Source organism: Paenibacillus humicola (assembly GCF_028826105.1).
GTDB lineage: Bacteria > Bacillota > Bacilli > Paenibacillales > Paenibacillaceae > Paenibacillus_Z > Paenibacillus_Z humicola.
On sequence record NZ_JAQGPL010000001.1, the window covers coordinates 574,307 to 594,477 of the forward strand.

Annotated in this window: 23 protein-coding genes and 1 riboswitch; of the genes, 18 read left to right on the forward strand and 5 right to left on the reverse strand. The window is 57.1% G+C overall.

Annotated elements, in window-relative coordinates; all coding sequences use genetic code 11:
• The first annotated feature begins 41 nt into the window (after positions 1-41).
• Positions 42-509 (forward strand): GNAT family N-acetyltransferase, encoded by a 468-nt coding sequence (locus PD282_RS02705; RefSeq protein WP_274648855.1) that lies wholly within the window; start codon positions 42-44, stop codon positions 507-509.
• Here the strand turns inward: PD282_RS02705 and PD282_RS02710 are convergent.
• Entirely contained in the window at positions 502-906 is a 405-nt protein-coding gene (locus tag PD282_RS02710; protein WP_274648856.1) for a hypothetical protein, read from the reverse strand. The genes PD282_RS02705 and PD282_RS02710 overlap by 8 nt on opposite strands.
• A 102-nt stretch (positions 907-1,008) precedes the next feature.
• Here PD282_RS02710 and PD282_RS02715 point away from each other — a divergent pair, with 102 nt between their 5' ends.
• The 10 genes from PD282_RS02715 to PD282_RS02760 all read left to right on the forward strand — a co-directional run bounded on the left by PD282_RS02715 (position 1,009) and on the right by PD282_RS02760 (position 8,730).
• Entirely contained in the window at positions 1,009-1,770 is a 762-nt protein-coding gene (locus tag PD282_RS02715; RefSeq protein WP_274648857.1) for an SDR family oxidoreductase, read from the forward strand.
• A gap of 307 nt (positions 1,771-2,077) precedes the next feature.
• Positions 2,078-2,368 carry a type II toxin-antitoxin system Phd/YefM family antitoxin gene (locus PD282_RS02720; RefSeq protein ID WP_274648858.1) on the forward strand — a complete coding sequence of 97 codons (291 nt, stop codon included), beginning with the start codon at positions 2,078-2,080 and terminating at the stop codon, positions 2,366-2,368.
• Positions 2,369-2,370: 2 nt separating this feature from the next.
• Complete coding sequence (locus tag PD282_RS02725; protein ID WP_274648859.1) at positions 2,371-2,775, forward strand: type II toxin-antitoxin system RelE family toxin; 405 nt, start codon at positions 2,371-2,373, stop codon at positions 2,773-2,775.
• A 216-nt stretch (positions 2,776-2,991) separates the two neighbouring features.
• Positions 2,992-4,140, forward strand: coding sequence for a nucleotide disphospho-sugar-binding domain-containing protein (locus tag PD282_RS02730; RefSeq protein WP_274648860.1), 1,149 nt, complete (start codon positions 2,992-2,994; stop codon positions 4,138-4,140).
• 97 nt (positions 4,141-4,237) lie between these two features.
• Positions 4,238-5,212 (forward strand): aldo/keto reductase, encoded by a 975-nt coding sequence (locus tag PD282_RS02735; RefSeq protein WP_274648861.1) that lies wholly within the window; start codon positions 4,238-4,240, stop codon positions 5,210-5,212.
• Positions 5,213-5,582: 370 nt separating this feature from the next.
• The gene (locus PD282_RS02740) at positions 5,583-6,023 is read left to right on the forward strand and encodes a GyrI-like domain-containing protein (RefSeq protein ID WP_274648862.1); all 441 of its coding nucleotides are present in this window, start codon (positions 5,583-5,585) and stop codon (positions 6,021-6,023) included.
• 95 nt (positions 6,024-6,118) lie between these two features.
• A complete protein-coding gene (locus PD282_RS02745; protein ID WP_274648863.1) occupies positions 6,119-6,709 on the forward strand; it encodes a TetR/AcrR family transcriptional regulator in 591 nt (196 codons plus the stop codon).
• Positions 6,710-6,997: 288 nt separating this feature from the next.
• Positions 6,998-7,513, forward strand: a complete 516-nt coding sequence (locus tag PD282_RS02750; RefSeq protein ID WP_274648864.1) for an SDR family oxidoreductase — start codon at positions 6,998-7,000, stop codon at positions 7,511-7,513.
• 60 nt (positions 7,514-7,573) lie between these two features.
• Complete coding sequence (locus tag PD282_RS02755; protein ID WP_274648865.1) at positions 7,574-7,864, forward strand: glycosyltransferase; 291 nt, start codon at positions 7,574-7,576, stop codon at positions 7,862-7,864.
• Entirely contained in the window at positions 7,864-8,730 is an 867-nt protein-coding gene (locus PD282_RS02760) for a glycosyltransferase (RefSeq protein WP_274648866.1), read from the forward strand. The genes PD282_RS02755 and PD282_RS02760 overlap by 1 nt, the downstream gene beginning before the upstream one ends.
• 59 nt (positions 8,731-8,789) lie before the next feature.
• Here the strand turns inward: PD282_RS02760 and PD282_RS02765 are convergent, their stop codons facing one another.
• The 4 genes from PD282_RS02765 to PD282_RS02780 all read right to left on the reverse strand — a co-directional run bounded on the left by PD282_RS02765 (position 8,790) and on the right by PD282_RS02780 (position 13,002).
• Positions 8,790-9,641, reverse strand: coding sequence for an AraC family transcriptional regulator (locus PD282_RS02765; protein WP_274648867.1), 852 nt, complete (start codon positions 9,639-9,641; stop codon positions 8,790-8,792).
• 123 nt (positions 9,642-9,764) lie between these two features.
• Positions 9,765-10,586: a sugar phosphate isomerase/epimerase family protein gene (locus PD282_RS02770; RefSeq protein ID WP_274648868.1), complete on the reverse strand. Its 822-nt coding sequence runs from the start codon at positions 10,584-10,586 to the stop codon at positions 9,765-9,767.
• A 90-nt stretch (positions 10,587-10,676) separates the two neighbouring features.
• Positions 10,677-11,837 (reverse strand): dihydrodipicolinate synthase family protein, encoded by a 1,161-nt coding sequence (locus tag PD282_RS02775; RefSeq protein ID WP_274648869.1) that lies wholly within the window; start codon positions 11,835-11,837, stop codon positions 10,677-10,679.
• A 13-nt stretch (positions 11,838-11,850) separates the two neighbouring features.
• Positions 11,851-13,002 (reverse strand): Gfo/Idh/MocA family protein, encoded by a 1,152-nt coding sequence (locus tag PD282_RS02780; protein ID WP_274648870.1) that lies wholly within the window; start codon positions 13,000-13,002, stop codon positions 11,851-11,853.
• 586 nt (positions 13,003-13,588) lie between these two features.
• Here PD282_RS02780 and PD282_RS02785 point away from each other — a divergent pair.
• From PD282_RS02785 to PD282_RS02815, 7 genes are all read left to right on the forward strand, one after another.
• Positions 13,589-14,860 carry an ABC transporter substrate-binding protein gene (locus PD282_RS02785; RefSeq protein WP_274648871.1) on the forward strand — a complete coding sequence of 424 codons (1,272 nt, stop codon included), beginning with the start codon at positions 13,589-13,591 and terminating at the stop codon, positions 14,858-14,860.
• 213 nt (positions 14,861-15,073) lie between these two features.
• Positions 15,074-16,012: a carbohydrate ABC transporter permease gene (locus PD282_RS02790; protein ID WP_274648872.1), complete on the forward strand. Its 939-nt coding sequence runs from the start codon at positions 15,074-15,076 to the stop codon at positions 16,010-16,012.
• A 19-nt stretch (positions 16,013-16,031) separates the two neighbouring features.
• Positions 16,032-16,859, forward strand: coding sequence for a carbohydrate ABC transporter permease (locus PD282_RS02795; RefSeq protein WP_274648873.1), 828 nt, complete (start codon positions 16,032-16,034; stop codon positions 16,857-16,859).
• Positions 16,860-17,011: 152 nt separating this feature from the next.
• Positions 17,012-17,092: riboswitch (ZMP/ZTP riboswitch) on the forward strand.
• 55 nt (positions 17,093-17,147) lie between these two features.
• Positions 17,148-18,314: a phosphoribosylaminoimidazolecarboxamide formyltransferase gene (locus tag PD282_RS02800; RefSeq protein WP_274648874.1), complete on the forward strand. Its 1,167-nt coding sequence runs from the start codon at positions 17,148-17,150 to the stop codon at positions 18,312-18,314.
• Between the two features lie 24 nt (positions 18,315-18,338).
• Complete coding sequence (locus PD282_RS02805; protein WP_274648875.1) at positions 18,339-19,238, forward strand: hypothetical protein; 900 nt, start codon at positions 18,339-18,341, stop codon at positions 19,236-19,238.
• Positions 19,235-19,429 carry a hypothetical protein gene (locus PD282_RS02810; RefSeq protein ID WP_274648876.1) on the forward strand — a complete coding sequence of 65 codons (195 nt, stop codon included), beginning with the start codon at positions 19,235-19,237 and terminating at the stop codon, positions 19,427-19,429. Before PD282_RS02805 ends, PD282_RS02810 begins: the two co-directional genes overlap by 4 nt.
• 175 nt (positions 19,430-19,604) lie before the next feature.
• Complete coding sequence (locus PD282_RS02815) at positions 19,605-20,120, forward strand: SRPBCC domain-containing protein (RefSeq protein WP_274648877.1); 516 nt, start codon at positions 19,605-19,607, stop codon at positions 20,118-20,120.
• Positions 20,121-20,171 lie beyond the last annotated feature (51 nt).

Sequence of the window (20,171 nt, forward strand, 5' to 3'; positions counted from 1 at the left end):
GGCAGACCGGGTGCCTCGTTTATGAAGGAATGATCAAAGATATGGATGCGGCAAACGAGACGATTTACCGGGAAATGACAGCCGGGGACTATGCAGCGGCCATCCGGTTATGGCAGGAAACCGAAGGGATGGCGCTCAGCGAAGCCGATTCGGAAGAAAACATTTCGTTCTATCTCGCCCGCAATCCCGGGTTCAGCTTCGTCTGCGAAATCGGCGGGCGGCTGGCCGGCACGATTCTGGCCGGTCATGACGGAAGAAGAGGGTACATTTATCACTGCGCCGTTTCGCGGGAGCACCGGGGAAGAGGAATCGGCCGCGAGCTCGCCGGGTGGAGCCTGAGCAGGCTGCGGGAAGCGGGCATTGCGAAGTGCCATTTGTTCGTAATATCCGACAATGAAGGCGGCGGGGAGTTCTGGAGCCGAACGGGATGGCAGAAGCGAAGCGGCTTCGATGTGTATTCGGCGAATACCCCGCCGCTTGACGGCGGCCGGTCGAAGCCGATCATTTGAAGAACCGTCTAAGCAGCTCCTGAACGATTCCGAATGCCAGTCCGCCCAGTCCCGCCAATAACGCGTAAGCAATTCCCGCCCGGATTGTCGTAAGGAGAAGGAAGGCCAGAAAAACAAGGGCGGCGGGAGCGGCTGCATATCCGATTACGGCGGCCAGCTTTCGTTCCATTCCATGCTGGCCAGGGAAGAATTTGACGATCAGCCCGTCAACGAATAGAGATATCGGAATGAATACAAAGAGTTGAATCGCCAAAATAAGAAAAAGACCGCCAAAAAATTGACGCGGAAATGAAAAATAAAGATCCGCAGCTGCCGCATTCGCCTCAAACTGGAAGTAGGCGGCAAACAGCGTAATGGACACCGCCGACAGCAAGGCAGCCGAATATTTTGAAATCATGGTGAACCACCTTTCTTTTAACCAGTTAACATTACACCATATCAAATCTATTTGCGCAATTTGCTGATTGACCTTTATAAAAAAACGGATGGAGGAACGGACATGAAGCTCTCAGGAAATACAATCCTCATTACGGGCGGAGGCTCCGGAATCGGGCTCTCGTTTGCGGAACGATTTGTTCAAGCCGGGAATAAAGTCATTGTTTGCGGTCGGCGGGAGCAGGTGCTTCAGCAAGCCAGGGAGCAGGTGCCCGGCTTGATTACCCGTGTAACCGACTTGAATGCGGAGGCCGAGCGTCTCGCGTTATTTGACTGGGTCACAGCGGAATATCCGGAAGTGAACGTGCTGGTGAATAATGCCGGCATTCAACGGCGTTTTAATGTGTTAAAAGCGGACGCGAGAGACAATTGGCACGATTTCCGTAAAGAACTCGCAACGAATTTGGAAGCCCCTGTCCATCTGTCCATGCTGTTCGCTCCTTATTTTGCGGCCCGTGAAACGGCGGCGATCCTGAACGTCACATCCGGGCTGGCGTTCACCCCGTTTGTGATTGCCCCGGTTTATTCGGCAACCAAGGCGGCCCTTCATTCTTTTACCGTAAGTCTGAGACACCAGCTGTCCGGTACGTCTGTCGAAGTTATTGAAATTGCTCCTCCGGCGGTGAATACGGATTTGGGAGGGGCGGGATTGCATACGCAGGGAGAACCGCTGGATGCGTTCACGGATGGAATTTTCAACAATTTAGCGAAGGGCAAGCAGGAAATCGGGTACGGCACTTCTGAGGCCCGCTTGCGCATGTCCCGGGACGATGTGGACGTTTATACGGAAAAGATGTATCAGGCAACCAAAAGCATGATCGAATAGTAATACCTTCAGTTGGTACCGGGTTACGAACGCAAGCTGCCCGCAATGCGGAAATGTAGGATTCAAACATCTCCAGATCAGGTCTGGAAAGAAAGCTGCTTGCCGGGAGCAATGGAAGCGGCTCAAAAGGAACTTAAATACCGGGAACATAATTGACGGCATAATGAGGATCCGAGTGGGTCCCTTTTTTATATTACGTAATATTTCCCGCAATATTATGGGTGAAGTATGGTATACTTTAATCCGGATCTGGAATAATATAACGTGACAGAACGAGAAAATGGAGAAGATGGAGCTGAGAATGACGATGGCAAAACCAACCTTTGACGTCGATCAATTGATCACCTCTTCGGATGCGGCCAAACGTTTCGGGGAGCTACGTAAAAGGGCAAAAGATCTTCCGCAATATATTACGGATAATGGAGCTGTCGATTCCGTTTTGATTGGCTATGACCTATTTGAACAGATGTATGATCGTTTGACCAGGCTGGAGCAAGAAGAAGAGCGTCGGATCCTCCTGGAGCGAATGGATCGGATTGAACGGAGTCCAGAATCCGCCAAGTCTTGGAAAGCAGTACGCCGAAATCCTGAAGCTTGATGTTGGAAGAGCGTTTTGATGTTCGCCTCGATGCCGACGCTGTAAAGGAATATAACCGGCTGGACGGTTCTGTTCTCGGGATGGTTAACGACGCGATCGACGAACTTGTTTATCGAGCGGATGAAGTGGGGAAAAACCTAAGCAACTATTCGGATACCAAGCTGGCCGGCTGCAAGGAAATAAAGCTTCGTAATGCGGGGATTCGAATCGTGTTTCGGATCACGAACGATGTTGTTGATGTGCTTCGGATTGTTTGCGTTCTGACAATCGAGCGCCGTACACGCGATATGGCGTTTAAAATAGCAGATCAGAAGTTGAAAGCATATAAGAAGCTGACGAAGGAACAAATCCAATCCCTACACGTTCGGCAGGGGAAATGGGATATAAAAAATAAGCCGGATTCTTAGAACAATATCGCGACACCGCATCGGCGCTGCCTCCATTGCCACTGTAAAGCCACATTTTGGCCGGATAACAGGCAGGAAATTTCATCGAAAAGGCCGAATTGTTCATGGGTGAGGTGACAAGCTCCATACCGACATCACGAAGCTGCCGAGGGAGTGAAGGGCGGCTTTTCCGCGTTAACGTCCCATTTCACAAGCAAGCGAAGTTGGGAGGATTCGATGATGAAAATGTTGGTAACCAGCTTCCCGGGTTTCGGGCACTTCCTGCCGGTTGTGCCTCTTGCCTGGGCGGCGAGAGCGGCCGGACACGAGGTGCTTGTCGTCTCGACCGGGCAAGTGCTGGAAGCAAGCGAACGTGCGGGCTTGTCCTGGGCGGATGCTGCGCCGGGCGGCGATATTATCACGGCGGTAGTGGAAAGTATGAAAGACGCGGAGGACAAGTACCGCGATTCGTCGAACCCGGCCGGTGCGGCTGAGTTTATGTCCGCGATCAGCAGCCGGATGGCGGATCGCACCCTTGAAATCGCCCGGGCCTGGAAGCCGGACGTCATTGTGCATACGCCGACCGAAAGCGCCGGCGTTCTGGCAGCTTCGCTGCTGTCCGTTCCTGCCGTATCCCACGGGTTCGGCATTGCATCGATCGGCAAAACCGGCATGATCGAGATGATCTACGAGGCTTTTCGTCCGGCGTGCGAACGCAACGGATGGAAGGGCGAACTGGTCGGCTCGGCGGCCAATATCGATACATGCCCGCCCAGCATGCGGGAGCCGGACCGGCCGGACGCCTGGTACACTCGCTACATTCCCTTCAATGGGGGCGGCCGGCTGCCGGACGAGTACCTCGCACCGTCTTCAAAGCGTCGAATCTGTGTTACGCTTGGTACGGTGATCCCGTATTTGTCGGGCGTCGGCGGCCTTGGCGGAGTTGTCGAGGCGGTACGGGATTTGGACGCGGAAGTCATTCTGGCGCTCGGCGGGACAGACCCGTCCGCGCTCGGCACGCTGCCGCCGAACGTGCGGACCGTCGGCTGGACGCCGCTCAGCACCCTGCTGCCGACCTGCTCGGCCGTCGTCCATCACGGCGGTGCGGGAACGACAATGAATGCCATCGTGGCCGGCGTTCCGCAGCTGATCCTGCCCCATGGGGCCGATCAGCATATTAACGCCGCCGCCGTCAGGCAGCGCGGCGCCGGGCTTTCGATGCTGCCCGAGGAAGCTAGCGCCGAGACGGTGCGTCACAGCCTGCAGCGGCTCCTTGACGAACCGGGTTTTACCCAGGCTTCGCAGGAAGTGAGCCGGGAGAACGAAAGCCAGACCCCGCCGTCCGAAATCGTCCCCCGTCTGCTTGCGCTGGCGGGCCGGTCCTGAGCCGGCTCGGGGGCGGGCATGCCCGTCCGTATTAGGGAGCGGGAAGCCATTCGAAACAACGTAAGATTTGACCAACAACGAACAGGAGATGACCCGAATGGAATATCGCACGGTCGGCAAAACCGGGATTCAAGTATCGAGCCTTTGTTTCGGAACGATGTCGTTCGGCGGCAACGCGGACGAAGAAACGTCGAAGAAAATGTTCAGGCGCTGCCGCGAGGCCGGCATTAACTTCTTCGATACGGCCAATGCCTACAGCATGGGGGTGTCCGAACAAATCTTGGGTGCATGCATCGCCGATTGCCGCGACGAAATCGTGCTGACGACGAAAGTGTTCAACCCGATGGGACAGGATATCAATGCGAGAGGTCTTTCCCGGCGCCATATTATGCTTGAGGTCGAAAATAGTTTACGGCGTTTACAAACGGACCGCATCGACTTTTATTTCGTTCATCAATTCGACCGCACGACGCCGATGGAAGAAACGCTGCGCGCGCTGGACGACCTGCAGCAGCAGGGCAAAATCCTGTATCCCGCCGTCAGCAACTGGGCCGCATGGCAAATTGCCAAGGCGCTCGGTATCGCGGCAAAGGAGCAGCTGGCCCGTTTCGAGCTGATTCAGCCGATGTACAACTTGGTGAAGCGTCAGGCCGAAGTGGAAATTCTGCCCCTCGCCGAGTCCGAGCAAATCGGGGTTATTCCGTACAGCCCGCTGGGCGGCGGACTGCTGTCCGGCAAATACGGGCTCGGCCGCAAACCGGAGCAGGGCCGGCTGGTCGAAAATAAAATGTACACCGCCCGCTACGGGGACCCGATGAACTTTGAAGTCGCGGAACGCTTCACCGCTTATGCCGAAGAGCGCGAAATCCATCCGGCGACGCTCGCCGTCGCATGGGTCATGTCCAACCCGGCGGTGACCGCGCCGATTATCGGGGCACGCAATCTGGAACAGCTGGAATGCTCCCTGGCGGCGCTGGACCTCAACATGACGCCGGAGTGGCGCAAGGAAATATCGGCGCTCTCCATCACGCCGCCGCCCGCAACCGACCGTACGGAAGAGGTCATGTCGTAATAAGCCTCCGGCCGGTGCCGACAGCGGAACGAAAAAGAAGAGCGAGGCTGACGGTCACGGACCGCCGGCCTCGCTCTGTCTTGCCTTGCGAGGCAAACAATCCGCAGGCCCGGCTGAACACATGCTCCTAATATTTACATTTGACCCCAATTATTGAAACAAAGAAGAGGCGGCAAACGTCTTAAGGGATAAATGGAAAACGGGGATGTGATGAGAGGACATAAGTTATGACATTTACATGTACGCGCCAAAAGGAACGGATATTTTATACATAAAGAAAATTGATCTAATTTCACCGGCAAAATAAAGGGAGGCTGAACCGAAGACACGGCTGCAGGTCCGAATATCATTGAAAAACGAGGAGGTACTCATGGAAACAACGATCCGGAACCGGGAAACGACTTTTACATTGTATGGGCTTTCGAAGCATCACGATGAAAGAAAGCCTTACCGGGAAACGATTTTCGAGCTGCTCGATCAGGTTTGGCTGGAGGTTCGAAGCAAGGGGCTTCTTCATACCGGCATCAATCATGTCGTTTATGACGATAACCGCGTGATATTTGCCGGCATTGCGCTGACCGTTCCGTCTGCAGAAGCGTCACGATTGGAAAAGAAAGAGGTGGTTTTTCAAAAATTTGCTTATTGCAAGCATATCGGGCCCTATCGCAATTTGGACAGAACGCATAAAAGCATTCGGTCGGCCGTTAAAGCTTCGGGCGAACGCCATGGGGCGCCGGTAATGGAAATCTACGGACATTGGCATGAAGACGAATCCAGGCTCGAAACGGAAATTCTCTATCATCTCATGTGAGAAAGCCGGGCCGGAAGCGGTCTGGGGTGCGGTTGACTTTCATCGCGAATTCCTCAATAATCGAAATTAAAACATACGACCGAGGAGCAAGTGCGATGGAACTCCGCGACAGAATACTCGAAGCAACCGAGCAGGCCGTGCGCATCAACGGGCTTTCCAAGACGACAACCAAGGAAATCGCCCGGCTTGCCAATTGTTCGGAAGGATCGTTATATAACCATTTTCAAAGCAAGGAAGACCTTTGCCTGCAAGTCCTCAAGCGGCATCTGCAAGGCTTCATTGCCGTTTTGCTGAAGCTTCCCGGGTACAAGGGGCTTCGGACCGTGCAGGAAAATTTGAAGGAAGTGGCTCGGGCCGCGGTCGATTATTTTCATTTATCGATCATGATGACGGCCTCGCTGTTTACGGAGCCGACGTTCCTGGCCCGCCATCGACAGGGATTTCAGGAGCGCAACGAAGGCCCGCACCGGGCCAATGAAGTCGTTGCTTCGTATATCCGGGCCGAACAGCAGCTCGGAAGGGTGAACGCCGTCATCATGCCCCGCAGCGCCGCCGATCTCCTGCTCGGGGCGTGTTTTCAGCACGCGTTTCATATGCAGTTTTCCGGCGAAGAGGAATCGCAAGACGAGCGGGAGAAGTTCGTCCATGATATTCTGGAGACGCTTTTGCAGGGAATTTCGGCTTGAGCGATTGGATGATCGATATCGGCGAAGCAAGCAGCAAATAGGATGCAGGAGCCTATTGACAGGGTATGCCGCGTGTTTTTAACTTGGTGAATAAGTGTGCACACACCCATTTATTTAGGAAGTCCCCTTGACACGAATCGGAGGGACATTTATAGTTCTAAGTGAGTACACACTCACATTAATCGGATTAAAAAACAATCGAACTTTATAGACAGATGAAAGCTGGATAAAACATGCCGCAGTATGGGTGAGCACTCACTCAATCTGATTCTGAAGAGGTGTAAAAGTATGATCCTGGTAACTGGCGCTACGGGTACGGTTGGACGACATGTCATCATGGAGCTGCATCAGGCTGGCTGCGAGGTAAGGGCATTGTGCCGCAATCCGGGCAAAGCGGAATTTCCGTCCGGCGTCGAGACTGCGGCCGGCGACTTAACGAAGCCGGATACGGTCCGGGCCGCGCTGGAAGGCGTTGAGAAAGTATTCTGGGTTCTGCCGATGAACGACGATTTCCAATTTCCCCGTATCGCCCGGGAGCATGGCGTCCGGCATATCGTGCTGCTCTCCTCGCTTGCCGCCGAATTCGGTATGGATAATGCGATCGCCCGACTGCCGGGCGCCTTCCGCGTAAAAAGCATTCAGCTGGTCGTTCTGGTCATTCTCATGTTCGTCACCGCGGATTTATCGTCGGACATCGGATTTTTGTCCGCTCTTCATCCGGTTTTTGCGGCGGTTATGTTCTGGATCGCAATAACGTTAGTCAAGCTGGCTTCGGATTTTAGAAAAGCAAACCGCCCGTCTTGATCGCCGCCGGGAGTTCGGCCGGCTAAGAAGAATGAGAATCGTTTTGGAGGAGATGTTCGAATGAAAATTTTGATTGCCAGTTTTCCGGCTCTGGGCCACTTTCTGCCGGTCGTGCCTCTGGCTTGGGCGGCACGCGCAGCCGGGCACGAAGTGCTCGTCGTGACGGCAGGCGAGGCGGTCGGCGCAAGCGAACGGGCCGGACTGCCATGGGCGGACGCTTCGCCCGGCATTCAGTTGAGGGCTGTCGCCGAGCGGAGCAAGGAAGACTCGCTCGAACAATTTCAAAATCCGATGCAAGTGAAAAGGGCCTGGCCCAAACCGCCCGATTTATGGCGGCGGTCAGCGACTTGATGGCGGATCGTACCATTCAGGCGGCCCGGGCATGGAAGCCGGACGTCATTGTGCGCACTCCGCTCGAAGCGGCCGGGCTGCTGGCCGCCGAACTGCTGTCCATTCCTATCGTGACGCATGGGTTCGGCATCACATCGATCGGCAAAACCGGCCTTCTCGAGCTCATCGGCGAGGCGATGGGACCGGCCTGCGAACGAAACGGGTTTAAAGGCAATTTAGCCTGGCCGGCCGCGCTTATCGATCCCTGCCCGCCCAGCCTGAGGGAGCCGGACCGCCCGGACGCATGGTTCGTCCGCTACGTTCCGTACAATGGAGGCGGCGAGCTGCCCGATTGGATGATGGTCCCGCCGCCTCAGCCGCGAATTTGCGTCACGCTCGGAACGGTAGTGCCTCATTTCGGCGGCGTCGGGGGCTTGCGCGGGGTCATAGAGGCGGTGCGGGATATGGAGGCGGAGGTCATTTTGGCGCTCGGCGGGGCGGACCCGTCGGTACTCGGCCAGCTGCCGCCAAACGTCCGGACGGTCGGCTGGACTCCGCTCAGCACGCTGCTGCCGGTTTGTTCCGCCGTCGTGCACCACGGCGGGTCGGGATCGACGATGAGTGCCGTCGCGGCCGGCATTCCCCAGCTGGCGCTGCCCTTCGGGGCGGATCAGCACTTGAACGCGGCCGCCATTAAACAACGCGGGATCGGGCTTACGTTTTTGCCGGAGCAAGCCGATGCGCAGAACGTGCGGCACAGCCTGAAGCGGCTGCTGGAAGATCCTGATTTTACCCGGGCGGCGCAGGAGCTCAAGCAGGAGAACGAAACGCAGATGCCGCCGTCCGGGCTGATTCCCCGTCTCTCGGAGCTGGCGGGCAGGGCTTGACCGGCCGGGAAGGATGTTTCAGATGCATAATGGGAAAGCGAAAGAAGACAGGCTGACGGTCATCGACCGTCCGCCTGTCCTGCGGGATCAGGTTCATTTTCATGCTTGTTTTGCTGTCTGAACATATTGGGTGACATGTTCACGATGTTTTTGAAAGCCCGGTAAAAAGTCGGCAGCGTTTCATAGCCAACCTCGAAGCAGACGGAAGCGATGTCCTTTTCCGTCTCGATCAGCAGCTTTTTGGCCAGACGAATCCGCACCTCGGTCAAATATTGGATCGGCGTCAGCCGGTAGTGGTCTTTGAAAATGTTGTTGACATGCCTCGTTCCGATCCCGAGCCGGGCCGCGATATCTCCCGCCGTCAGCGGTTCAAAATAATGCCGGTCGATATAATTGCGTATCCGCTCCGCCCGCAGCGCGTTCGAATCCGTCACCAGCGCCGATTGGCTCGAACGGGCCAGCGCCAGCAAAAATTCAAACATATAAATATGCAGCGCCCATGCGCTGAATTCATCCCGATGGGACTGCTCGAATAGCATTTTTCGCAGCAATTGTCTTAAATCGGCGGCGGAAAATGGGTTCAGCCGCAAAAAAGCGGACGACGGAAAGGAGGATTGAAGCAGGCCGGACGCGGCGGACGAATCGAAAGCCGTAACATTGAACGCGAGAACAAGCAGCGTGAGCCCCGATTCGGAAAAGACGGCATGATTCGACCGGGGCGCAATAAAGGCGGCGCTGTCCTGCAAAAACTTTTGCCGCTTGCCGTCCAGCGTGATGGTTCCTGCGCCTTTCACCGCATATAAGATCTGATGAATCTCGTGATGATGCTCTTCGACGACATCCCCGTCCAGATGGTTGCTTTCATAGAGATGAATGCCATGCGTAAGCAAATCAATCCTTCTCAAGGTCATAAGAAGCCCCCAAAACCCCGGATTTCATCGTATACACCCATCTTACCGGTTAGGGGGCATGCTCACAAGTGATTTTCCCGTCGGGAATCGAGCCTCTTTCGGCGACGTCGGAGGAAAAACTTCCTACACGTGTTCCAAATACCGTTCCTTCATCCGGGCCAAAACCTCGCCGCCGGGCGAATCCCAGACCGCGCGGTTGAAAATTTCGACCTCGATCGGCCCCTCATAGCCGGCGGCCTCGACGGCCTCTCGAATGCGGCGAATCTCGATGACTCCATCGCCCATCATGCCGCGGCCCAGCACGAGGTCCGGCGTCGGGACGATCCAGTCGGATACATGGAAGCCCAGGATCCGTTTTCCGGCCCGCGCGATTTGACCGTACAGCTCCGGGTCCCACCAGACATGAAACACGTCGACGATCACGCCGACATCGTCGGCTTCAAACCGCTCCGCCATCGTATTCGCTTGTCCCAACGTGACGACAACCGAACGCTCGGCCGCCTGCATCGGATGCAGCGGTTCGATCCCGAGCTTGATGCCGTGCTCCCGCGCGAACGGAACGAGCTTCTCGATCCCCTCGGTCACCCAGCCGCGCGCGCGGTCAATGTCGCGGTCGGGCGAAGGGCCGCATACGAGCACCAGAACCTCCGCGCCCAGCTCGGCCGCTTCCTCGACGGCCCGCTTGTTGTCCTCGAGCCGCGCTTCGCGTTCCGCCGCCGTCGGCGCCGGGAACATGCCGCCCCGGCAGAGGCTGGAGACGCGAAGTCCTGCGCCTTGAATGAGCCGCCGGCTTTCGGCGAGTCCCGTCTCGGCTACCTTATGGCGCCAGGGCGAGATCCAGGGAATACCTGCGCGGGCACAGCCTTCCGCGGCTTCGCGCAAGCTCCAACTTTCCGTCGTAATCTGGTTCAGGCTAAGCCGTTCAATCGATTGAAGACTTCCCACGGCGCTTCCTCCAATTCGGATATATCCATTCACGAGTTGCCGTTCCCGTAGCCGGGTGCCTGCATTAAGCGGTCAGAAAACGGCAATGCCTTAAACCCCGGATAGAGCGAGAACGCGGCGCATCCGCTCGACGGCGAGGTCCGGGTTGATCAGCAGGCCGGCCTTATCCGCCAAAACAAACAGATCGGCGAGATGAACAACCGACCGGGCGCCTTCGGCTCCGCCGATCATCCGGAAGTGCGGCTGATGGCCGTTCAGGTAGGCCATAAAGACGATGCCGGTTTTGTAAGCGAACGTCGGCTTTTGGAAAATATGGCGCGACAATGGCAGCGTTTGATCCAAAATGGCATGGTAGCGCTCCATATCCCCCGCATCCAGGGCATGCAGCGCCGCGGCCGCCGCCGGCGCGATCGCGTCGAAAATGCCGAGCAGCGCATGGCTGAAGCCTTGTTCGTCGCCGCGGATCAATTCCGGGTAGTTAAAGTCGTCCCCGGTATACATGTTCACGCCCTCAGGCAGCAGACGGCGCATTTTGATCTCCTTGTCCGCATCGAGCAGGGAAATTTTAATGCCGTCCACTTTATCCGCATTCGCGCGGATGATGCGCAAGGCCACCTCCATCGCGGCATCGGGGTTTTGCTGGCCCCAATAGCCGGCCAGCTGCGGGTCGAACATATCGCCAAGCCAGTGCAAAATAACCGGCTGCGACACCTGACGCAAAATGCTGCCGTAAACGCGCTCGTAATCCTCGGCGCTTTTGGCACAGGCGGCCAGCGCCCGGCTTGCCATCAGAATGATGCGTCCGCCCGCGCCTTCGATGAAGGCGCACTGCTCTTCATAAGCGGCTTCCACCGCTTCGGGCGTCACCCCGGCGCCGGGAGCCAAATGATCCGTACCCGCGCCGGACGCCAAATGACCGCCTGCCGAACGCGCCTCCGCTATCGAATGCTTGATCAATTCCTTGGACCGCTCCCAATCCAGGCCCATGCCGCGCTGGGCGGTGTCCATCGCTTCCGCTACGGAAAGTCCGAGCGACCACAGGTAGCGGCGGTATTCCATCGTGGCGTTAAAATCGATTTGCGACTGCGCGAGCGGATCCGCATCCGCGAAAGGATCGCACACCACATGCGCGGCCGAGAAAGCGATCCGGCTTTTCAAAGGGCCATTCGGTACATCAAACGAAGACGAGCGGCCGGGCTCGTACTCGTACAGCGAGCCTCCGGCACGCGGCAGCTTGATCGTTCGGGCCAAGTCGTCGCCTCCTTTACAGGGTCAAATCCGGGATATCAATCCAGCGGCGTTCCTTCCACGACTGCAGACCCAGCTCCGCCAGCTGCGTCCCTTTTGCGCCCTCCAGCAAATCCCAGGGGAACGGAGTGCCGCAGGCCACGTGCTTCAGGAACAATTCCCACTGCATTTTAAAACCGTTGTCGAAAACCTGATTATCCGGAACGGGCTCCCACTGGTCGAGGAAATTGTACGGACTTGGAATATCGGGATTCCAGACCGGCTTCGGTGTATTCACTTTATGCTGGGTTTTGCAGTTTCGCAGCCCCGCTGCCGCACTGCCGTTCGTCCCGTCCACCTGAATGTTCACCAGCTCGTCGCGGTTCACGCGTACGGCCCACGAGGAGTTCGCCTGCGCGACGATGCCGCCTTCGATTTCAAAGGTCGCGTATGCCGCATCCTCCGCCGTACACGAGTACTTCTCGTTCCGCTCGTCGTACCGCTCGGGAATATGGGTCGCTCCCAGACAGGATACGGAGCGCACTTTGCCGAACAGGTTGTCCAGCACATAGCGCCAGTGAGCGAACATGTCGACGATAATCCCGCCGCCGTCTTCCTTGCGATAGTTCCAGGAAGGACGCTGGCAGGGAATCATGTCGCCTTCGAACACCCAGTAGCCGAATTCCATGCGCACGGATAAAATGCGGCCGAAATAACCGGAATCGATCAGTCTTATCAGCTTGATGAGGCCGGGCAAAAACAATTTGTCCTGCACAACGCCGTTTTTGACGCCCCGTTCTCGGGCCAGTCTGGCCAGCTCCAGCGATTCGGCCAAATTTCCGGCGGTCGGCTTTTCGCAATAAATATGTTTTCCTGCGGCGATTGCTTTACGGACGCCTTCCACGCGGCGATCGGTCGTCTGCGAATCGAAATAGATCTGGTAATACGGATCGGCCAGGCAGGCATCCAGATCCGTGCTCCAGCGCTCCAGTCCGTTCGATTCCGCCAAAGCCCTCAGCTTGCTTTCCTGCCGTCCTACTAAAAGCGGATCCGGCATAATCACATCGCCGTTAGGCAGCGCAACGCCCCCCTGGCTGCGGATCGCCATAATGGAGCGGATTAAATGCTGGTTCGTTCCCATGCGGCCGGTTACGCCGTTCATAATCACACCCAAATTAACCGTTGCCATTGCCGGTCTCCTTTCAAGATGAGCGAAAGTGGAGTTAAACGCTTACACCTCATTCTAGCCGCTTCCTGCGGCATCGTCTTATGAATATCAGAACTGCATTCTTAATTTTGGAATCGTCTTCATGCTAATGAAAGCCACGCCGAAATCGTCGCTCCATGGGCATGATCCTTTCTTGCGAAGCTTCGCATTTTATTACATCCAAATGACACAATATCGATATTTAAGCGCTTCCAAAAACAAATATAATAAATAGTGAGGATGATTTATCCAAATGCCATAGCAATCGTTCAAGCGGATGCTCGAGGAGGGAGAACGTAGAAGACATTCAAGAATTCCGCTGGATGCCGGCAGAAAAGAAGAGGAAATCGCACCCGGGTATGGCCTAAAGCGGATCGGCAGGCGGGATAAGCCGCCTCAAGCAGTTGTTTAAAAACTCGTATAGCTGCGTTAAATCAGTATCAGCCTCGTATTTTGGTTCCCCATGCAAGCCAGTTTCATGACTCGTCTGCAGAAGTCGGCAACAACTTTTTTGACGGTATTCCGAATAGTCAAATCAGCAAAGCGATGAAAATAGGAGGGATAGCCTATGCAGCCTCGACGGATCATCCCGCTGCTCCTCATCGTGCCTCTGGTGCTCGTGCTGCTCAGCAGCTGCGGGCTCGGCAGCACCCCTGCTTCAGACGGCGGTAAAAAGATAACGCTTACACTTTGGTACTGGAACCGCTCGATTGACGACAACTTGCTGAAGCAGGTCGACAAGCAGTTTCCCGGCATCCATTTGGACGCGCAGAAAATCGGCGGCGACTTTAAAGCGAAGCTGATGACGACGCTCGCCGCACGGTCGGGCGGGCCGGATATCATCGGCTTGAACGACTGGGTATCGGCGCTGTTCCCGGATAAGAGCCGGTTCTACAACCTCTACGATTTGGGCGCAAAGGATATCGAGAAGGATTACCTTGACTGGAAATGGCAGCAGGGCGTAACCCCCGACGGCACGATGATCGGGCTGCCGATGGATACCGGACCGACGGCGCTCTTTTACCGCGAGGATCTGTTCAAGCAGGCCGGACTCCCGACCGATCCCGACGAAGTGACCAAAATGATGAGCTCGTGGGATCAATATTTTGCGGCCGGGCAGAAGGTGAAGCAGGCGTTCGGCGGCAAGGTGAGCCTGACCGACAATATCAGCGACCTGTTCGGCCAGGTGCTGGCCCAGGGGAAAGACCTGTATTTCAAACCGGACGGCACCTTCATCGGCGGCTCCTCCGAGCAGGTGAACAAAGCCTGGGCGACGGCCGTCAAGGCTTATCAGCAAGGGATGCTCGCCAATATCGACCGCTTTACGCCGGAGTGGAACGCGGCGATGGATAACGGGGATATTGCGTCGTTCGTCGGCGCCGTCTGGATGAAGCAGGTGCTGATGGATGCCGCGCCCGATACGGCCGGCAAGTGGAAGGTTGCCAGGGCTCCCGGAGGGGACGGCAACAACGGCGGCTCGTTCCTGGCCATCATGAAGACGAGCAAGCATCCGAAGGAGGCGTTCGAGGTCATCAAATGGCTGCAGAATCCGCAGAACCAGCTGACGGGCTATCAGGACCTGAACCTGTTCCCTTCGACGCCGAGCGTCTACAGCGATCCGAAGATGAACACCGCGGAACCGTTCTTCGGCGGACAGCGTACGGGGGGGATTTTCGCCGCATCGGCCAAAAACGTCCAGGTCGCCTATTTCGGCGAGAAGTTCACGCTGATCGACGGCATTTACAAGCAGGAGCTGGTCAAGGTCGCCAAGCAGCACAAGGCGCCGGACAAGGCCTGGAGCGACGCCATGAACCAAATCCAGCGAGAGCTGAAAAGATAGCTGACGAAGCTGCGTTTTACTTGCGAAAACGCTTAGCCGATGCTAACGAAGCTGCGTTTTCTTCGAAAACGCTTAGCCGATGCTAACGAAGCTGCGTTTTCTTCGAAAATGCTTAGCCGATGCTAACGAAGCTGCGTTTTCTTACGAAAACGCTTGGCTTATGCTAACGAAGCTGCATTTTCTTCGAAAATGCTTAGAAGGAGCGATATGCCTATGCAGCAAACGCCGATTGTTTCGAATCCGTCAAACCGGGCCGCGCTGCGCCCGGAGCACAGCCGGTGGAGAGAAGCCTGGAAGAACCGGGCGGTTTATGCGGCCATTTCGCCGTTCTACATTTTATTCGCCGTCTTCGGCCTGTTCCCGATTCTGTTCTCGCTCTATCTGTCGCTGCAGAAGTGGGACGGCATCGGCACGATGTCCTATAACGGCCTGAACAACTTTCAGTATATGGTGACGGACCCGCTGTTCTGGCAGTCGGTCGGCAATACGTTCGTCATCTGGATCTATTCCACGATTCCGATGCTGTTCCTTGCGCTGGTAATCGCGTTCCTGCTCAATTCGGCTTTTGTCCGGTTCAGGAGCGCCTACCGCATTGCCTATTTTCTGCCGAACGTGACTTCGATCGTTGCGGTCGCCATTATTTTCAGCACGGTATTCGCCAACAAATACGGGCTGCTGAACTACATGCTGACCGCAGTCGGTCTCAATTCGGTGCAGTGGCTGAACTTTCCCTTCGGCATCCAGACCGCCATCGCGTCGATGGTCGTCTGGCGCTGGACGGGATACAACGCGATCATTTATTTGGCCGGGCTGCAGAGCATTCCGAGCCAGCTGTACGAAGCGGCGAAGATCGACGGCGCCAGCACGGCGCAGTCTTTCTTCCGGATCACGATCCCGCTCCTTCGGCCGGTTATCCTGTTTACGGTTATCACGTCCACGATCGGGGGCATGCAGCTGTTCACGGAGCCGCAGGTGCTCGTCGGCAACGACGGCGGCGTCGGCAACAACGGCATGACGATCGTACTGTACCTGTACCGGGAAGCATTCGTGAACAACTATTTCGGTTACGCTTCCGCCGTCGGATGGGGCATGTTCGTCATCATCGTCCTGTTCTCGGCGCTAAACTGGACGATCACGAAGGAAAGAGCCTGATTTTAGGGAGGTGAACGGGATGAAAAGTAATGGCGTAAAAACAATGGGGCTGCATTTGGTGCTCGTCCTCGGCGTGCTGCTGTCCGTATTCCCCTTTTACTGGCTGGCCGTTATGTCGACCCGCACGACGAGCGACCTGTACAAGTTTCCGCCGAAAATGTGGTTCGGGACGCATTTTGCCGATAATGTCCATCGCGTCTTTCAAAGCATCGATTTCTTCCACGCATTCTTCAATACGCTCTTCGTAGCGGTCGTATCCACGGTGCTGGTGCTGTTTTTCGACTCCCTCGCGGGCTTTGCGTTCGCCAAGTACGAGTTTCCGTGGAAAAAGCCGCTGTTCATCATCCTGCTTGCGACGATGATGGTGCCGGGCCAGCTGTCGCTCGTGCCTTCCTTCGTGATTATGGCGACCTTCGGATGGGTCGGCAGCTTCAAGGCGCTCATCATTCCGGGAATGGCGAACGCGTTCGGCATTTTCTGGATCCGCCAATACGCGACGGGCGCCGTGCCGGATGAGCTGCTGAGCGCGGGGCGCATGGACGGCTGCGGCTTTTTTCGCCTGTACTGGAACGTGTCGCTGCCGGTGCTGCGGCCGGCGCTCGCGTTTCTCGGGGCGTTCACGTTTATTAACGCGTGGAACGATTATTTATGGCCGTTAATTATTTTGAACGACGCGTCGAAATATACGCTGCAGGTGGCGCTGTCCCAGCTGAACGGCATTTACAACACCGACTATTCGATGGTCATGGCCGGCACGTTTCTCGCCGTTCTGCCGCTGATCGTGCTGTTCCTGTTCGTCAGCCGGCAGTTCATCGCGGATATCGCGGCGGGGGCTGTCAAGGATTAACGGTGCTTCAGGGGATGTTCAAAAGAGAAGGAGCCTGCCGTGGCTCCTTCTTGATTTCGAAAAAAGCGCTCCCGCGATTGCGCGCACGTCCGGACGGCGAGGTTAATATTGCCGGATCATGGAGCTTTAGGGTAAAATCGACTCGAGAACAACATACGGTGTGTGACTGGCGTGACATGGGACGAACCATGGGGGAGCATACCGCGAAACGGCCGTACGCCTGGGCAAAAGTATTCGGATGTTCATCTGAATACTTTTTTCATTTTCCGAAAAGGGAAGGTGGATGGGATGGAACGAATCGAATTGCGGTACGGGATGAATCCTCATCAGCGCAGGGCGAGCGCATATGCGGGCGGGCGGCTGCCCGTGCGCGTCCTAAACGGCGAAGCGAGCTACATCAATCTGCTGGATGCGTTCAATGCGTTCCAGCTGGTCCGGGAGCTGAAGCGAAGCACCGGCCTGCCGGCGGCGGCTTCGTTCAAGCATGTCAGTCCGGCGGGGGCGGCTGTCCATACGCCGCTCGGGGAATCGCTGGCCCGGTCGTATTTCGCGGACGGCATGGAGCTGTCTCCGCTTGCGGTCGCCTATGCAAGAGCGAGAGGAGCGGACCGGATGTCGTCGTTCGGAGACTGCGCGGCGTTCAGCTGCCGGGTCGATGCGTCTTCCGCCCGCCTGCTGCAGAAGGAAGTATCCGATCTCATTGTCGCGCCGGGCTACGACCGTGATGCGCTCGAGCTGCTGAAACGGAAAAAGAACGGTGCCTATCTCATTCTCGAAATCGATCCGGATTTTGTCCCGGCCCCGGTCGAAACCCGGACCGTATTCGGCATGACGCTGGAGCAGGAGCGCAACGACGCGGAACTGACGGAGGACGTGCTCGCCAACGTCGTCACGAAACGGCGGCTCATCCCCCCGGAAGCGAAGCGGGATCTGCTGGTCGCCTTGATCGCCTTGAAGTATACGCAGTCCAACTCCGTCTGCTTGGCCTGCGGCGGGCAAACGATCGGCATCGGCGCGGGGCAGCAGTCCCGGATTCACTGCACGCGGCTGGCGGCGGAAAAAGCGGACCATTGGATGCTGCGGCAGCATCCCGCCGCTCTTCGGCTGCCTTTCCGCAGCGGCTTGTCCCGGGCGGACATGAACAATGCGCTCGACGGGTGGCTGAACGAAGACGCCGCGCCGGCTGAGGAGAAGCGTTGGAGGCTTTATTTCGACGAAGTGCCGGAGCGGCTGACGAAGGAAGAGAAGGCGCAATGGTTAACGGGGTTAACCGATGTCGCTTACGCTTCCGACGCGTTTCTGCCTTTTCGCGACAACCTCGACCGGGCCGCTCGCAGCGGCGTACGGTACGTCGTACAAACCGGAAGCTCGGCCCGCGATGACGAAGTCGCGGAGGCGGCCGACGAATACGGCATGGTGATGGCTTGCTCGGGCATCCGGCTTTTTCATCATTAGTTTAAATGAGATGGAGGAACTGTCATGACGATTGTGCTGCGCAGCGGCGATTTGAAGGCGGAAATATTGGAGCCCGGCACGTATAGGGGTTCGCGGTTCGATTGGACGGGGTTTATCCGTCAGGTGACGCTGCTGCAGGGCGGGCACACGTTCGGCGGAGTCGAGAGTCAGGTCCCGGGTAAAGGCTCGGGCGGGCTCGGGCTGTGCAACGAGTTCGGCATCGACGCGCCGCTCGGCTACGAGGAGGCGGAAATCGGCGGCAAGTTTCCGAAGCCGGGTATCGGGCTGCTCACCCGGACAGGGGAGGAAGCCTATAATTTTTTCCGGCCTTACGAAACGGAGCCCTTCCCTGTCCGGACCGAACATGGCGGCGATTTCGTCCGGTTCGTACAGGACCCGCTGCCGATAAACGGGTATGCCTTCCGGCTGGAGAAGGAAATCCGGGTGCACGGCGCGGCGCTGACGATTTCGTATGCTCTGCACAATACGGGCGGCAGGCCGATTGCCACGAACGAGTACGTCCACAATTTTCTCGCGATTGACGGGATGCCGATCGGCCCGGAGTACGAGCTGCTTTATCCGGAAACCGTCCGGCCTGAGCCGGGCGCGAATCCCGAACAGCAGGCGAGCCTGGCCATCGAAGGCGGCCGGATCGGCTGGAAGCCGGGCAAGCCGCGATTTTACGCGCGTTTCCTGCCGTTTGCGGGCGAGGCTCCGTTCTATTGGGAGCTGCGCCATACGGCCGTGCGTGCCGGCATCCGGGAACGCGGGAGCGAAAGGCCGGTCCGCTTGGCGCTTTGGGGAGAGCCGCACGTCGTGTCGCCGGAGATATTTGTGGCCGTCGCCGTACAGCCGGGCGGCGTTCAGCGCTGGACGCGCACGTTCGAATGCTTCGCATGGCAAGCGGGAGGCGATCGTGAATGACCGGCGGTCAGCATCAAGCGTTCCGGCTTCAAATCCAAAGCATTGGCCCCGATGAAATCGGGCTGTTTCGCCGGGAAGGGCTTTTCGCACGAAATGCTGAGCTGGGCGAAAATGCGGGCCGCATTGCAGGGCAGACACTTTCTGCGGCTGGACTGTGCATCCGACCGTCCGAAATTGTGCACCTTATATGAGCGGAACGGCTTCGTTAAAGTAGGAGAGCGGCTCGTCCTGGACGTGTACCCGGCGGCATTTTACGAATGGGAGGTTCAACGAGCGCAGCGGACATTCTAATTATTCCTTGACGAGAATATTCCGTTCAAGGTATGATCGGGACATGAACTTCCATATCCGATAAGGAGGGTTTCGATGCCGGAAAATCAGGCAGCATCCAGCACCCCGGCCGAGCTGGTCATCACCCGGACCGTCAAGGCGCCGCGCGAGCTTGTCTTCAAGCTTTGGACCGAGGAGGAGCATCTGAAACGGTGGTGGGGGCCGAAAGGCTTTTCGCTCGAGGTGGCCCAATTCGATTTGCGTCCGGGAGGCATCTTTCATTTCAGCATGAAGTCTGCGGATGGGCAGGAGATGTGGGCCAAATTCGTGTACCGCGAGATCGCCGCGCCGGAGAAGCTGGTCTACGTCAACTCCTTTTCCGATCCGGAGGGCAAAACGGTACGGGCGCCGTTCAGCGACGCATGGCCGCTGGAGGTTCTGAATACGGCGACATTCGCCGAGCAAGACGGCGCAACGGTCATCACGCTGCGCGGCGGCCCGATTAACGCGACCGCCGAGGAGCAGCGCATGTTCCAATCGATGTTCGAATCCATGCAGCAGGGCTTCGCCGGCACCTTCGATCAGCTGGACGAATACCTGGCATCGCTATAACCGTTCGAAAAGCGGCCGACCGGCCGCCCGCATGTATCGCTTGCCCGGAGC

What these genes read in the sequence shown, in the direction of transcription:
- PD282_RS02705 (WP_274648855.1), top strand. Translation starts at nt 42, where the DNA reads ATGGATGCGGCAAACGAGACGATTTACCGGGAAATGACAGCCGGGGAC.
- PD282_RS02710 (WP_274648856.1), bottom strand. Translation starts at nt 906, where the DNA reads ATGATTTCAAAATATTCGGCTGCCTTGCTGTCGGCGGTGTCCATTACG.
- PD282_RS02715 (WP_274648857.1), top strand. Translation starts at nt 1,009, where the DNA reads ATGAAGCTCTCAGGAAATACAATCCTCATTACGGGCGGAGGCTCCGGA.
- PD282_RS02720 (WP_274648858.1), top strand. Translation starts at nt 2,078, where the DNA reads ATGGCAAAACCAACCTTTGACGTCGATCAATTGATCACCTCTTCGGAT.
- PD282_RS02730 (WP_274648860.1), top strand. Translation starts at nt 2,992, where the DNA reads ATGATGAAAATGTTGGTAACCAGCTTCCCGGGTTTCGGGCACTTCCTG.
- PD282_RS02735 (WP_274648861.1), top strand. Translation starts at nt 4,238, where the DNA reads ATGGAATATCGCACGGTCGGCAAAACCGGGATTCAAGTATCGAGCCTT.
- PD282_RS02740 (WP_274648862.1), top strand. Translation starts at nt 5,583, where the DNA reads ATGGAAACAACGATCCGGAACCGGGAAACGACTTTTACATTGTATGGG.
- PD282_RS02745 (WP_274648863.1), top strand. Translation starts at nt 6,119, where the DNA reads ATGGAACTCCGCGACAGAATACTCGAAGCAACCGAGCAGGCCGTGCGC.
- PD282_RS02750 (WP_274648864.1), top strand. Translation starts at nt 6,998, where the DNA reads ATGATCCTGGTAACTGGCGCTACGGGTACGGTTGGACGACATGTCATC.
- PD282_RS02755 (WP_274648865.1), top strand. Translation starts at nt 7,574, where the DNA reads ATGAAAATTTTGATTGCCAGTTTTCCGGCTCTGGGCCACTTTCTGCCG.
- PD282_RS02760 (WP_274648866.1), top strand. Translation starts at nt 7,864, where the DNA reads ATGGCGGATCGTACCATTCAGGCGGCCCGGGCATGGAAGCCGGACGTC.
- PD282_RS02765 (WP_274648867.1), bottom strand. Translation starts at nt 9,641, where the DNA reads ATGACCTTGAGAAGGATTGATTTGCTTACGCATGGCATTCATCTCTAT.
- PD282_RS02780 (WP_274648870.1), bottom strand. Translation starts at nt 13,002, where the DNA reads ATGGCAACGGTTAATTTGGGTGTGATTATGAACGGCGTAACCGGCCGC.
- PD282_RS02785 (WP_274648871.1), top strand. Translation starts at nt 13,589, where the DNA reads ATGCAGCCTCGACGGATCATCCCGCTGCTCCTCATCGTGCCTCTGGTG.
- PD282_RS02790 (WP_274648872.1), top strand. Translation starts at nt 15,074, where the DNA reads ATGCAGCAAACGCCGATTGTTTCGAATCCGTCAAACCGGGCCGCGCTG.
- PD282_RS02795 (WP_274648873.1), top strand. Translation starts at nt 16,032, where the DNA reads ATGAAAAGTAATGGCGTAAAAACAATGGGGCTGCATTTGGTGCTCGTC.
- PD282_RS02800 (WP_274648874.1), top strand. Translation starts at nt 17,148, where the DNA reads ATGGAACGAATCGAATTGCGGTACGGGATGAATCCTCATCAGCGCAGG.
- PD282_RS02805 (WP_274648875.1), top strand. Translation starts at nt 18,339, where the DNA reads ATGACGATTGTGCTGCGCAGCGGCGATTTGAAGGCGGAAATATTGGAG.
- PD282_RS02810 (WP_274648876.1), top strand. Translation starts at nt 19,235, where the DNA reads ATGACCGGCGGTCAGCATCAAGCGTTCCGGCTTCAAATCCAAAGCATT.
- PD282_RS02815 (WP_274648877.1), top strand. Translation starts at nt 19,605, where the DNA reads ATGCCGGAAAATCAGGCAGCATCCAGCACCCCGGCCGAGCTGGTCATC.